General features: G+C 72.9%; 9 protein-coding genes. All 9 read right to left on the bottom strand.

Translation table 11 applies throughout. From position 1 onward, the window contains the following. Positions 1–3: 3 nt before the first annotated feature. The 9 genes from fxlM to O7618_RS24640 all read right to left on the bottom strand — a co-directional run bounded on the left by fxlM (position 4) and on the right by O7618_RS24640 (position 12,982). Positions 4–2,097: a methyltransferase, FxLD system gene (fxlM, locus tag O7618_RS24680; RefSeq protein WP_278108507.1), complete on the bottom strand. Its 2,094-nt coding sequence runs from the start codon at positions 2,095–2,097 to the stop codon at positions 4–6. Positions 2,098–2,136: 39 nt separating this feature from the next. Continuing rightward, positions 2,137–3,417 carry a lanthionine synthetase C family protein gene (locus O7618_RS24675; RefSeq protein ID WP_278108506.1) on the bottom strand — a complete coding sequence of 427 codons (1,281 nt, stop codon included), beginning with the start codon at positions 3,415–3,417 and terminating at the stop codon, positions 2,137–2,139. Continuing rightward, positions 3,414–6,437: a lantibiotic dehydratase gene (locus O7618_RS24670; RefSeq protein WP_278108505.1), complete on the bottom strand. Its 3,024-nt coding sequence runs from the start codon at positions 6,435–6,437 to the stop codon at positions 3,414–3,416. The genes O7618_RS24675 and O7618_RS24670 overlap by 4 nt, the downstream gene beginning before the upstream one ends. Before the next feature lie 198 nt (positions 6,438–6,635). Next, positions 6,636–6,815 carry an FxLD family lanthipeptide gene (fxlA, locus tag O7618_RS24665; protein WP_278108503.1) on the bottom strand — a complete coding sequence of 60 codons (180 nt, stop codon included), beginning with the start codon at positions 6,813–6,815 and terminating at the stop codon, positions 6,636–6,638. Positions 6,816–7,321: 506 nt separating this feature from the next. Beyond that, on the bottom strand, positions 7,322–8,569 hold the full coding sequence (locus O7618_RS24660; protein ID WP_278108501.1) for a hypothetical protein: 1,248 nt from the start codon (positions 8,567–8,569) through the stop codon (positions 7,322–7,324). Between the two features lie 318 nt (positions 8,570–8,887). Beyond that, positions 8,888–9,637 carry a methyltransferase domain-containing protein gene (locus O7618_RS24655; RefSeq protein WP_278108500.1) on the bottom strand — a complete coding sequence of 250 codons (750 nt, stop codon included), beginning with the start codon at positions 9,635–9,637 and terminating at the stop codon, positions 8,888–8,890. A 41-nt stretch (positions 9,638–9,678) separates the two neighbouring features. After that, positions 9,679–10,602 carry a hypothetical protein gene (locus O7618_RS24650; protein ID WP_278108498.1) on the bottom strand — a complete coding sequence of 308 codons (924 nt, stop codon included), beginning with the start codon at positions 10,600–10,602 and terminating at the stop codon, positions 9,679–9,681. A gap of 36 nt (positions 10,603–10,638) precedes the next feature. Further along, on the bottom strand, positions 10,639–11,769 hold the full coding sequence (locus tag O7618_RS24645; RefSeq protein WP_278108497.1) for a class II histone deacetylase: 1,131 nt from the start codon (positions 11,767–11,769) through the stop codon (positions 10,639–10,641). Positions 11,770–11,785: 16 nt separating this feature from the next. Then, a complete protein-coding gene (locus O7618_RS24640; protein WP_278110139.1) occupies positions 11,786–12,982 on the bottom strand; it encodes a histidine decarboxylase in 1,197 nt (398 codons plus the stop codon). Positions 12,983–12,986: the final 4 nt, after the last annotated feature.

Raw genomic sequence — 12,986 nt, 5'->3', positions numbered from 1 at the left:
CGTCTATTCCCAGATGACGGTGACTGGGTGGTGTGGGCGGTCGATGACGAATCGGCCCTTGTCCGGCGCGTGCTCGCCGGCGTGGCCGGTCGGGATTTCGAAGCGCACGCTGCGGGAGCGGTACTCGCGGTCCCACTGTGCGGCCTCGGCCGCGACGATGTCGGCCAGGGTGGCGCCGTCGGGGCCGTGGCCGATGACGCCGATTTCGTAGCGCTTGCGCCCGTCCACGGGTTCGGTGGGGCGCAGGGTGAGGTAGGCGAGGTCGGGTCCTTCGACGGTGGCCATGGCGCCCCACTGCGGGTGCATCGGGGTGACCTGGCCGCGGTCGACGGCGAGGCGGTCGGTGTTCATCCGCAGGATCGAGTTCGGCAACCGCAGGGCGAGCCACAGCTCGATCCACTCGTACGGCACCATCGGCGGGAAGATCACACCGGTCCAGCGGGTATGCGCGGGCGTGTCGAGGACGCCGGTGAGCAGCGCGGCATCGACGGTCTGGTCCTTGTTGACGGCCAGGGTGACGTCGCGCTCCTCGTTGATCGCGACAATGCGGCGGGCGTCGTCGAGGCTGCCGCGCAGGGGCATGAACACGGCGAGCTGACTGTCGACGCTGACGAGGCCGTCGGGGGTGCGGGTGAAGGCGATGGAGCGCGACGTCGCGCCGCGCAGGCGCAGCGGCACCACCATCCGCCCGGTCGGGGCAAGCTGCCGGAGCCAGGCCGCGGGGACGTCCCACACGCCGACGGTGGCGATGATCCGGTCGTAGGGGGCGCACTCGCCGTGCCCCCGCGCGCCGTCACCGAGGAGCACGCCCACGTTGTCGGCGCCGGCGGCGGCGAGGTGGGCGACGGCGCCTTCGACGAGGTCCGCGTCGACGTCGATGGTGTGAACGTCCCCGTTCCGCCCGACGATGTGGCCCATGAGGGCGGCGTTGTAGCCGGTGCCGGCGCCGGCTTCCAGGACGTTGTGGCCGGGGTGCAGGTCGAGTTGTTCGAGCATCATGGCGACGATGCGGGGTTGACTCGCGGCGCTGATCTTGGTGCCGTCGGCGGCGTACTTGGTGTAGACCGCGTCGTCGAGGTAGGCGGCCTTCGGGGTGACGCCGGGGACGAACAGGTGCCGGGGGACGGTGTCGAACGCGTCGCGGACGGCGGGGGTGCGGATGACCTTCTCGTCGGTCAGCCGCTGGGTCATGATGGCGCGCAGGTCGTCGGGCGTATCGGAGTCGTGATCGCTGACAGTGGTCACTTGGTCAACCCTAGGGTTCAGTGACGGGTCGGCGGCGAACGACACCACGGCGGTGAAGCCGAGGGTGTCGGTCATCGCCAGCGCCGCCATGGTGGACAGGTCCGGGACGCTGATCGCGGCTCGGTTGGCGTGGAAGATGATGTGGTGGGCGAGCGCCGCGCGTAGGCCGCGGCGCAGTCGGCCGTCGCGGGCGAGGGTCAGTAGTTCCTGGCCGGCGGTCTCGAACGCGGCGATCCAGGGCGTCCAGGCGGTGAGCGGGCCGTCCGGCGGAGCGCTGAGGCTGGCCGGGTTGACGGTGAGCAGCTTCGTCATGGCCTGCACCAGCGGGGCGCGTTGCTGGGCGTCGTGCAGCGCCGGGTCGGCGTGGCTGAGGGGTCGTTCGACGGCGACCTTCGCCCAGGTGTCGGCCTGCTCGTAGCGGTCGAGGCCGGCGCTGCGCAGCAGGACTCCGCACAGCAGGGCGGTCATTTCCCGTTGGCCGAGCGCCGGTGGCGTGTGTGCGGTGGCCCGGTCCCAGGCGAGTTGGTTGCTGCTGTCGGCGTGGAAGAGCCGATGCGCGCTCGCCATGCCGTCAGCGCCGCCGAAGGCGAGGGTTTCCGGCTCATATACCCCGGGGCGCCAGCCGGTGATCTGCTCGTCGGCGGTCAGGTTGTCGAGCAGCTCGGTGACCTGCGTGATGCCGGCGGCATCGGTGTGCAGCCGTAGCCGCCACTGGTGCTTGCGGATGTACCACCAGCCGGTCAGCACGCCGAGGCGGGTGAGGCGGTCCAGTTCGGGGGCGACGTGCGCGGCGACGGCCTGCCGGTGGGTGTCGGCGTTGATGGTCCTCTGGTGCCAGGTGGGTGCGGTCATGGACGTGGATCTCTCCCGGGGGTTGTCAGACGGCTTCGGTCAGGTGATGAGCAGGCACGCGTCCCAGCGCGTGCGCGGTGTCAGGCCGGCGGCGGTGAGGCTGGCTAGGGCGGTGCCGGCCGCGCCGTCGAGCAGGCCGGGTCCGCCGCCGTCGGGCGCGAGCAGGGCGGCTGCGGTGTCGCGCGGGTCGGTGCCCGGTTGGTGCACGACGTCGAGGAGGCGCGCGGCGGTGTCCCGCAGCGCGGCGGCGGTGGCCGGTGTGGCGTCGGTGGCGGCGCGGGCGGCGATGTGGGCCATGCCGGCCCAGCCGTGGCACAGCGACGCGTCGGTGACGGCGGCGCGGTGGCCGGGGTCGGTCAGGGCGAACAGCAGGGCCTGCTCGGAGGCGTGCTGGCGGCCGGGGTCGTGCAGGGCGAGCGCGGCGAGTTGCTGGGCGCGGGCCAGCCCGGCGGTGCCGTAGCACCACGACGGGCGGCGGGGGTGCGCCGGTTCGCTTGGGCGGCCGGCGCGGTGCTCGTCCCAGGTGATCCAGTACGGCCAGGTCGGGGTGGTGTCGGTGCCGGTGCGCCATTGGTCGAGCCAGGCGCAGATGGTGGCGATGGCCTCGCTCTGGCCGGGCACGGTCACGCCGGCGCGGGTGGCCAGGGCGAGCAGGGTGAGTGGGCCGGCGATGCCGTGGGCCACGCCGAGGTTGGCGTGCCCGCCCGGATAGCGGTCGTCGCGGTCGCCGTGCGGGCTGACGGGCGTCCACCACCCCGGCACCCGCTGCCCCCGGTGGATGACGGGGCGGGTCAGCCGGACCAGGTAGGACAGCACCGCGGTGACGGCGGGATCGCCGGGCCGGCGGCGCAGCAGGTATCCACCGACGCCGGTGACCCCGCGGACCACGTCGAAGTCGGCCAGCAGGGGCCGCTGGCCGGGTTCCAGCCGGCCGGTGATCACGGCGACTCGACGAAGGGTGTCGTCGGCGATGGTGGCGTCCAGGACGTTCAAGCTCGTCTGGTAGGCGCCGGGGATCTGCTCGGCGACGGTGGCCATCGCCACGGCGAGAGCGGGAGCGCCGTAGTTGAGGTGGCTGTCCGCCCCCGAGGTCACGGTGTGGCCGGCGGCGTAGGCGAGCCAGTGCTGCACGCGGCTCCACGGCGCGGTGCCGGCGGCGGCGAGTTCGGCGTGCAGGAGCACGATGCCGGGTGCGCCGTGGGCCAGGTGGTGCGGCCACCACGTCCGTCCGGCTGCCAGGGCGGACGCGATGGCAGGATCGGCCAGCTGCGCCGCGACCGCCTCGGCGACAGCCAGGAACTGCTGCTGGTTGTCGGTCATGGGCACTGCTCGCGGTGTCGGGCCAACCAGGCGAGCGCGGCGGCCCGGGCGAGGTGCAGGCAATGCGGTTCGTCATCGAAGTCGATGCCGTGGGCGCGAATGTAGTGGCCGTGCAGGATGTGCCGCAGCGCGTCGTCGGCGTCGACGCCGTCGGTGTCCGGGCCGCCGCTGAGGAGCTGTCGCCGCCAGTCGGTGAGGGCGACGTCGCGGGCGGCCCACGCGTCGATAATCGCCGGGCCGACGGAGGTGTCGCGCAGCGCCGCCCAGTCGCCAGTCGGGTCGGCGAGGCGCACGGCCGCGCGGTAGACCGGCCGAGGCGTCGACTGGCTCGGGGCGGTGGCGGGCAGACGCTCGACCAGCCACCGCATGCCCGCCGAGGTGTTGCCGAGGTAGGCGCTGGCGATGGCGACGGTGTGGGCGGCGATCAGCGCCTGGCGGGGCGGCCGGTTCGGCTGTTGGAGCTGGGCGAGCACGGCGCGCGAGTCAGCGGTGAACACCTGCTCGGCAGCGCGGAGCACCGGTCCCGCGCCCCACCGGCCGGGCTCCGAGTACGACGTCGGATAGCGGATCTCGCGCAGCAGCCCGTCGCGGTGCAGCGCCGCCGCCCACCTGCTGACCCGGGTCACGGCGTCCCCGAACGCCTCGGCGTGGGGAAGGCGGATCCGCAGGCGCAGGTGCGGGTCGAAGCGGTCCGCGTCGCGGTAGCGGATGAACCACCAGTCCGGCTCGGCGTCGAAGGCGCCCAGCAGCCGCGGAAGGTGCTCGGCGAGGATCACGTCCTGGCGGCGCAGGTCACCGAACAGCTGTGCGTACAGGATCGTGGAGGCTCCCGGCACGTCCCCGTGATCGCGGCCGAGCAGGCGCGTCGCCGTGGGAACGGGAAGCCGTGGCCACGGCGGCGGCGCACTGGCCCGCAACGGCACGATGACCTCGTGTGGCCGGCCGTCGCACCAGTCGGTCCCGGCCGGGTCCACCACTTCGGTGAGCACCGCGTGGCCCGTGACGTCCAGGTGCCGGCGCAGCACCGCCCGATGGCCTGGCTCGGCGAGATCCAGCAGCAGCCGCTTGTCGTCCACGACAAGCCGCACCTGGTTCGGCATCCGCCGCCGCTGCCGCCACGCCACCAGCCCGGCCTCCCATACCGCCTCCGGGCTGCGCCGCTCGGGAAGCTCGTCCGCGTCGATGCGCCACGCCGCCGGGGACAGGACGACGCGGCCGTAGCACAGACGGGGCCGGTAGGGCAGGTGCGCCGCCGCGCCCCAGCGGAACCCGGTGACCTGCGCGCACTGCGCCCGGGTGACCTCGATCAGGAACCGGGCCAACCCTGGGGTGTGGGTGCGCAGGTTCAAGCTGTGTAGGGCGCTCACCTCGATGCGGCGGCCCAGCCGGGGCACGGCCAAAAACAGCCTCCGCCCGTCGCATCCGACCGCGATGTCGCGCACCGTGAGCGCCTGCTCGGTCGCCGGCCGGTGCTCGGCGATGCTGAGCACCATCGGCAGGGCCTGCGGCGCCCGGGTCACGTGCGCGGTCGCGGGATCCAGCGGCGGGTAGGACACCTGCACTGCGATGGTGTCCGCGTCGCTGCCGGGCAGCGCGGCCAACGCTTCCCGGTGCCCGTGCGCGTGTTCGGGTTCGAGCACGGGCAGGAACCGGCCGGTCAACCCGCCGACGTTGCGGGAGATCTGCACCGCTTCCAGGGTGTAGCTGCCCTGGCGCAGGTCCTGCGGGCTGGGGGCGTTGACCCGCACCGCCATCTCCAGGTGTGACGGCAGCCGCGCGGGCGCGGGACCGGCGTCGAGCCGGTTGATCAGCGCCTCGTCGAGCACGATCTCGTCGCGGCCGTCGAGCACCGCGTCCTGCACCAGCGCCAGCAGCAGCTCGTCGCGCGGCTTCAACCTCGCCGGCGGCGGGTCCACCAGCGTGCCCGGATAGCCGGCGGGAAACCCGATCCCGCTGTCTGGATCGACGAGCTCCAGCAGCGGCACCAGCGACCCGAGGCCGTAGCGCTCGTAGAACAGCCGGTGATAGTCCCGCCAGGCCGGGGTGCCGTAGGGGTACTCGCTCAGCCTTGCGAAGACCAGCGCCGCGCGCCGCACCTCGTCACCCACGGACGCCGGCAGTACGAATGCGGCATCGAGGCGCAGGTCAAGCGCGAGGGGATGCCCCACCCATGGCTGTATCCGAAGCATCGCCGCGGTGAGACGGTCGCGGATCGCCGGCTGTCCGGCCGCCGCAGCGTCGTTGTGCTCGGCCAGCAACGCCGCGACCGCGCGCAGCCGCCCGATCAGGCTGACACGCGCGGCGTCGTCGCGGTCGTCGGTCACTCCGATGCCGGCGGCATCGGTGAGAGCCCGGATGAGGTGGCCGAGGGCGTCGGGGTCCGTGGACGGCGCGTGCAGGTTGGTGAGCAGCGCCCTCCGGGACACCAGGGTCGAAACCATCGCCTCGATCGGCGCCACCGGCGCGTCGGGGAACTCGGCGTGCAGCTTCGCCACCAGGTCGGCGACGGGCACGGGCGTCTGCGCGGCGTCGAGGACCAGCCGCAGCGCCGGGGTCAGCCGGATGGTGACCTCAGTGGGCAGCACGCCGCGCTGATCCGCCACCGGCTGGTGCGGAACCACAAGCTGCTCCCCGCGCACAGCCGCCGCGGAGTTGGACACCACGCGCATGCGGCGCGACACCAGCGGATCACCTTCGAGAGCGGCGATGAGTGCAGCGAGCCATCCGGCGGCGGGCGCCGCTACCGCCCGGTGCGCCGGTCCCCACGTCACCGCGGGTTGATCGGCGAACCTCGCGGGCGCCACGCCGGCGAGCAGCCCGAACGGTGTCGGCCGGCCGGTCATCCGCAGCACGTAGCGCAGCACCGCCAGCATCGCGCGGCGCACCTTGCGCGCGTCGTCGCACCCGTCGCCGCAGCAGTCGCGGACCACCTGCGCCAGGGCGGGGCTGGCGTGGCTGATGGCCTCAGCGACCGCCGGCAGCGACCACACCCGACGCAGCCAGGTCCGCCCGGACGCCACCTCCTGCCCAGGCGGTCCAGCCGTTGGCCATGGCGGCAGCGGCACCTGCGGATGAGCGCAGGCCCTGACCATGGCGGGACCCGCCACGGCGAACTCCGTAGACGGCACTGACATCCGCACGTGAACCTCCAGTTCGACCGACCGGGTGCCGGCCAGCGACGCAGGTGTCGCTGGCCGGCCCCGGCTACAGCGGATAGATCAGCCGGTGGTGCAGGCCGTGCAGGTGCTGCCGCACCCGTCGTCGGTCAGCTGGACGAGTCCGCCGAGGTCGCCCTGCTCGATGACCGAGACGTCCAGGGCGAAGGCCATGGCCAGGTCGCCCATGGGCCCGGTCGCGGATCCGTCGGTGACGTCGAGCGGCGCAGGTGACGTGAGCATGTTGGTACTCCTTCGGGTGGTGGATCGCGCGTCGCCGGGGCTCGTCGCCCCGGGGCCGGCGCAGCCCAGTGGCACTGATGGTCATCACTACAGTCGAGCCGGCCGCGGCCCCGGAACTCCACGGTGGGGGCACCACTTTGGAGTCGCAGTGACCGGGTCGGATCGCGTAGGGATGGATAACGGCCAGGAGTGAAGGCGGGCTTCGATTCCTGTCATTGCGTTGCGGGGTGATGGCCGGGGTCGCGTCGCGGGCGGCGGGCCCCGTGGCGCCCCGGCCGAGCGCGGGACGCGACGACGGAGCAGGTGATGTCCCGGCTCGGTGAGCGCGACGGTCAGCGCACCACGGCCAGAGACCTGCCGCAGGATGTTCTCGGCGAGGAACTGGTTGATCGTGTCGCGGACCGCGCTCGCTGGCACATCCGGCACGGTGTCGGCCAACTCGCGCACCGTCCACGTCCGGTCCGGATGACGCAGCAGGGCGATGATGATGCGCCGACGATTGGCCGTCAGCGGCCGGGGCGGCATGCCCGCTGCTCCGTGGCCGGCGGTAATGGGACGGACTGCGGACCCCGTGCTGGTGTCCGCGAACCTGCTCCGGGCCCACCGCCAGCGCTCCCCATGTACGGGCGTGGGGACGGTGGCGGTTCGAGGTGGCCGGGCAGGTGGCCGTGGGAGCTGCGCGCGATCGTCCCCGCTGGGAGCGTGGGGCGGGCGGTGTCGTGCATGGTGGCGAGTTGCTTGGCCAGCCGCACGGCGGCCTGGTCATGGCGTGGGCTGGAGTTCATTGCGGCGGCGGTGCGGCGCAGGAGGGACGCGGCCTGTTCGAACTGGCCGGTGGCGTGCAGGGCGACCGTGAGCAGCGCCTGAGCGGTGAGAGTGGGCAGCGCGGCGGGTCCTTCGGCGTCGCTGTGGTGGCGGACCAAGTCGCGGTAGAGGTGACACGCGTTGGCGTGGTCGCCGGCGGTGGAGGTGGCGGCGGCGAGGACCGCGAGGGCGTCGCGGACCTCCGGGTGCGTGGGGTCGTCGTAGCGCCGGGCCAGGCTGCGGTGGGCGAAGGCAGCCCACTCGCGGGCGCCGACGGCGCGGGCGGTGAGGGCCGTGTCGGCGAGCAGGGCGGCGGCGCGGGCGGTGATCAGGTCAGTGGTGGGTAGGTGGCGCAGCGGGTCGATGTGGTGCAGGGCGCCGCGCAGCAGCCGCACGGCTTGGCGGTAGTCGCGGCGGTAGGCGTGGCGGCGTGCGGTGTGCAGACGTTGGGCGATGTGGGTGTGTGGTGGGGCGGTGCGCCAGGTGACCCTCAGGTCGTTGAGGGTGGCACCGACGATGATGCGCAGGATCACCGCTGCGGCGTAGGAGGCCGCGTCGGCCGCGAATCCCGCAGGGACCAGCCGGGGCGCGCGTCGAAGCACGATCACGCCGACCGCCTGTGACACCGCGTCGGCGGCGATGGGCTCACGCCCGCACGGCGGGGTGCACAGGAACACTGGCGGCTCCTCGGCGCGGGCGATGCTCGCGAACGGTGCGCCGCACAGGCCGCAGTGCAGCAGACCGTAGGGCAGCGGTGTCTGCGGTGAGTACCGTGCCTCGGTCAGCCACGCGCGGACGGTGGCGGCGGACAGCCCGTGCGCGCGGGCGACCCGGTCGACGACTGCGGTGAGGCGACCTGGTCCGGGGCGGTCGTGTGCGGCGGTCACCTGCGCGATCACGCCGGCGATGAACGCTGGCGTCCGGTGGACGGTGACGGGGCGTCGGGTCACGGGGACGCGTCCAGATGCATGGGAATGTCCGTTCGCTGATGCAGGTGCAGTGATGTCAGGCGGCGAGGTTGCGGGTGGTGGTGATGCCGGCGGCATCACTTCGCGTGCCGGCTACTGGGTGTGGTGGTGGGTGGCCGGCGGCAGGTTCGGGGTGTTCTGCCGCCGGCCTGGCCGACCCGTCGGGCCCTCATCCCGGCGTGGTCGTCCTGACAGTGCCGGGCCCTGGGAGCCGGTCACTGCCTTCCGGTGACCACATCGCGATGATCACCGGACGTGACGCTGGAGGTTGCCGATCCCCCAGCGGCACCGCTCGGGCCGTTAGGCGGGTTTGCGAGCGTGCAGGCCGCGGCGCTCGATCGACCGCAGTAGAACGTGAGGATCAGCCATGACCGTCTGGAAGTAGTCGATGTCGTCGACGTGGACGCCGAGGGCCCGGAGGGTGGTCCGGGCGTGGTCGACGATGCCGGCGAGGACGCCGCAGCCGGGACCGCCGCCGGTCCACGTCTCCGACGCGGCGCTCAGGCACACCCGTTCCATGCCCCGGCCGTGCAGCAGTCCTTCGACGTCGCCGGGCCAGCGGCCGGTGCCACCGGCGCCGAGGGTCGTGTCGTAAAGCCTGCGTACGACCCGATTGATCAGGTCCTCGTCGCCCGAGGTGTCAGCGCGGTGCACACGCGGGCGGGTGTCGGTGACATCGGCGAGGACGAGCCATCCACCCGGGCGCAGGCGGGCGAGCATGCGGTCGATCAGCGCGGCCGGGTCGACCAGCCGGTGGTGCGGCCACCGCGCGACGACCAGGTCGATGCTCTCCGCGTCGCCGGGTACCGCGTCGGGGTTGACGGCGACGTCGCGGCCGTAGACGTCCACCACGGCGCTCGGCTTCAGGTAGGTGGTGTCGTCATCGACCGCGACGACACGACCCAGCGGTCCGACGGCGCGGGCGAGGAGGGCGGTGACGTGACCGGTTCCGGCGCCGATCTCCAACACCCGGGACCCGGGGTTGAGGTCGAGCTGGTTGATCTGGTGAGTGATGGTCGGATCGAGCAGTTCCCGCAACGGTGCGGACATCCCAGCGGCGTGTGTGATTGCCATCGTCTTCCCTCCAGCGTTCAGGCGCGGTCGCGGTCGGTGTTGCAGGGCTGGTCTGAGTGGATGAACCAAGCGGCGCTGCGGTGGGGCTCCAGGTATGCCGACAGGGCGGCGACGGGCTCGCGTCCGGTCGGCGGCTCCCACCAGCGTCGTGGGGCGTGGGTGCGGGTGAGGAGAAGTAGGTACACCTGGGAACGCCACCCGGACGCGGTGAGCGTCGCGGCTTCGTAGGCGAGGACCTGCCCGCTGTGGGCGTCCAGGATGAGCAGGTGTCGGGTACGGCCGCGCTCGCTGAACGCGGCGATGCCGACGCCGACCCGGCCGGCGCGGTCCGTCGTCGCGGGGTGCGCGGTGAGGCCAGCGGCGTCGGCCAGAACCTGCGCCGCGAGTTGCCGCTGCGCCCGGCCGGGGCTGTGCCACATCGCCAGCCTCGCCAGGACGTCCACCAGCGCCGGCGGGTCGACCCGCCACCCGTCGAACTGCGCCCCGCTAATCAGCGACTCACCGCTGGCGTAGGAGTCCGCCAGTCGCGGCGCCCGGCTGCCTCCCGGGCCCCACCAGTCGGGTGCCACCTGCTGACGGGGGTGTCGCACTGCCAGCTCCGCGCCGGATTCGTCGGCGGCGTACCAGCGCACCACATCGCTCTCCTGCACGCCGCCCGCGTCGTAGCGCCACAGGTGATGGCGCACCACGGCGAACTTGCCGGTCGTCGCGTCGCATGCCTCGGCGGCAATACGCCCGGCCAGGTTCAGCAGCACGGTGCGCGCCGGGCCGCCGGGACGCAGCCGCACCCCCGCGGACCCGGGTGCGGCACGGCGGTGCGGTGACGGCGAAGGCACTGCGCAGTCGTCTGCGGCGCCGACGTACACGGCGGCCGGCAGCGCGGGTGGCGGCGGCAGGCTACTCACCGCGGCAACGGCGCCGATCAGGGTCGCAGCGGTCACGGCAGCGATGGACGAGTGCGGGATCATGCGCGTCGGTCAGCCGGCCGAGACGGTCGCGGGGATGCGGGGTACCAGGCGGGCGGCTCGCTCGATCACGTCTTGCTGGTGCGGCAGCATCGGCGCGGCGGCGTATCCGGCGGTGATACCGGCGTAGGGATCGCTGAGGTTGCCGTTGCGTCCGGTCAGTCCCTCGACGAAGCCGACCCCGCACCAGGGGGCCATGCCGGAGCTGTAGCCGCCCTCGCTGATCGCGACCAGCCGGCCGTCGCACAGCCGGTCGGCCGCGCGGGTCAGCAGCGAGGCCATCTGCCGGTACGAGTCCACGACCAGGGCTTGGCGGGCCAGCGGTTCGAAGCAGCCGCCGTCGTACCCGATCGGGACGATGATCAGTTCGGGTTGGAAGCGGTGCAGTGCGGGGAGCACGACCTGGCGCATGGCGTAGATCCAGGCGGCGTGGCCGCTGCCCAGGGGTAGCGGAACGTTGATGGTGTATCCCTCGCCGGCGTCGGCGCCGGTCTCTTCGATCCATCCGGAGTCGGGTGGGAAGGACCCGGCCTCGTGGATGCTGACGTGCAGGACGTTTGGATCGGTCCAGAAGATGGACTGCCCGCCGTTGCCGTGGTGTGTGTCCAGGTCGACGATCGCGACCCGGCGCAGTCCGAGCTGGATCTGGGCGTGTCGGGCGGCGAGCGCCCCGTTGTTGAACACGCAGAAGCCCATGCCCGTGTCGGCGGTGGCGTGATGGCCGGGGGGTCTCACCAGGGCGTAGCCGTTGGTGAGGTTGCCGGACGCGACGGCGCTGACGAGTTCCAGGACCCCGCCGGCGGCGAGGCGGGCGATCTCGGCGCTGCCGTGGCCCAGCGGGGTGAAACCGTCCCCGGCGTCGCCTCCCCGCGGTCGGGCGCTCGCGTCCGCGACCCGCTGCACGTACGCGTCGGTGTGCACGCGCAGCAGCTCGCCGATCCTGGCGGGGCGAGCGGGCACCCTGTGCATCGTGTCCAGCAGACCGGTGACGTCGAGCAGTTCGTAGCCTCGCCGTTTGGTGTGGCCGCTCTCGACGTGCGCGTCGGGCTGGATGCCCGCCATCGGGTCGGCCGGCAGCATGAGAGCGGCGGTGCCGGTGTCGTGCCAGAAGAACAACGTGTGGGTCATGAAGCCGGTCGCCATGGTGGCCTCTCCTTCATCAGTGGGTGGTGGTGATCAGGCCGATGCTGTCGGCGGGTGTGCGGGGCCGCGGTGCGGTCGGGCGAGGTATGGCGGCGGCCAGATCGGCGACGAACGCATCGATCTGCGTGCGGGTGATGCCGGGCATGCAGATCAGGTGACTCACGGGACCCTCCGTGGCCAACACCCACCGCGTCCGCACCTCGGCGGGCGGGGTGTCGAGGACCACGGTCATCGCGTGGTCGTGCCGCCACGCATGCCAGCCGATCGCAGTGATCCGCGCGACGGCGTAGGTAGCCAGCTCGCGGGCGTGCACGACCCGCCAGCGGTGCCCCTCCCGTCCCTGCACCGCGATGGCATGCCACAGCAGCGCCGCGGCCAGCCCGCACCGGGAGCCGCTGATCGTCGTGTCGGACGTGCCGGTGTAGGCGACCGGCTGGCCGGGGGCGCGGACGGTGTCCCCGACCAGGACCACCCCGCACGGCACCGGCGTGCCGAAGACCTTGTGACCCGAGACGGCGATGCTGCCGATGCCGGCGGCATCATCAAGACGCAACCGCCCGTCCAACCCCAGCGGAATGCCGGACAGGGCGGCGTCGACGTGCAGGTGCCCCCCGCCCGGGTGCGCCGCCAGGAGATCCCGTATCCGGGCGGTGTCGTCGACGGCCTCGGTCAGCGTCGTGCCGGCGGTGGCGACCACGATCGCGGGGTAGCGCTTACGGCGGTGCAGCTGCGTGGCCAGGTCGTGGTAGTCCATTTCCCCGCGCTCGTCGGCCGCCACCGGCACGCCGTGAGCGCCGAGGACGCGCACGAGCTTGGGGATCGAGTAGTGCGCGGCCCTGGAATAGAAGATGCGGGCGGTGGCGTAGCGGCGTCCGGCGGCGTAGAGCGCGGCGAGGTTACCTTCGGTGCCGCCGGTGGTCACGTACCCCCACCGGTCGCCGGGTGGCATGGCGAACAGGTCCGCCATCCAGGCGACCACGGCCCGCTCCAGAACCCGGGTGTGGGCGATGCCGCCGGCATCACTCGGATCCCCGATGTTGTTCCAGAGCCGGCTCCCAAGCCGGCTCAACACCGCGTCGTAATTCACGTCGACGGCGCCCGGGTAGCCGATCGTGGTCGCCGCCGACGCGTCCGCACCGCTTACGAGCTGATCGAGGACGGCTGTGACATCGATGTGGTCCTGGCTGAGGTCGGCGGCGGCGGCTAGGTCCATCACC

Source organism: Micromonospora sp. WMMD980 (assembly GCF_029626035.1).
In the GTDB taxonomy this organism is placed as follows: domain Bacteria; phylum Actinomycetota; class Actinomycetes; order Mycobacteriales; family Micromonosporaceae; genus Micromonospora.
The sequence above is the reverse complement of the archived record's forward strand: the minus strand, read 5'-3'. Positions and strand labels throughout refer to the sequence as shown.

Coding starts and splice junctions, on each gene's coding strand:
- fxlM (WP_278108507.1), bottom strand. CDS start 2,097: ATGACCGCACCCACCTGGCACCAGAGGACCATCAACGCCGACACCCAC.
- O7618_RS24675 (WP_278108506.1), bottom strand. CDS start 3,417: ATGACCGACAACCAGCAGCAGTTCCTGGCTGTCGCCGAGGCGGTCGCG.
- fxlA (WP_278108503.1), bottom strand. CDS start 6,815: ATGCTCACGTCACCTGCGCCGCTCGACGTCACCGACGGATCCGCGACC.
- O7618_RS24655 (WP_278108500.1), bottom strand. CDS start 9,637: ATGTCCGCACCGTTGCGGGAACTGCTCGATCCGACCATCACTCACCAG.
- O7618_RS24645 (WP_278108497.1), bottom strand. CDS start 11,769: ATGGCGACCGGCTTCATGACCCACACGTTGTTCTTCTGGCACGACACC.
- O7618_RS24640 (WP_278110139.1), bottom strand. CDS start 12,982: ATGGACCTAGCCGCCGCCGCCGACCTCAGCCAGGACCACATCGATGTC.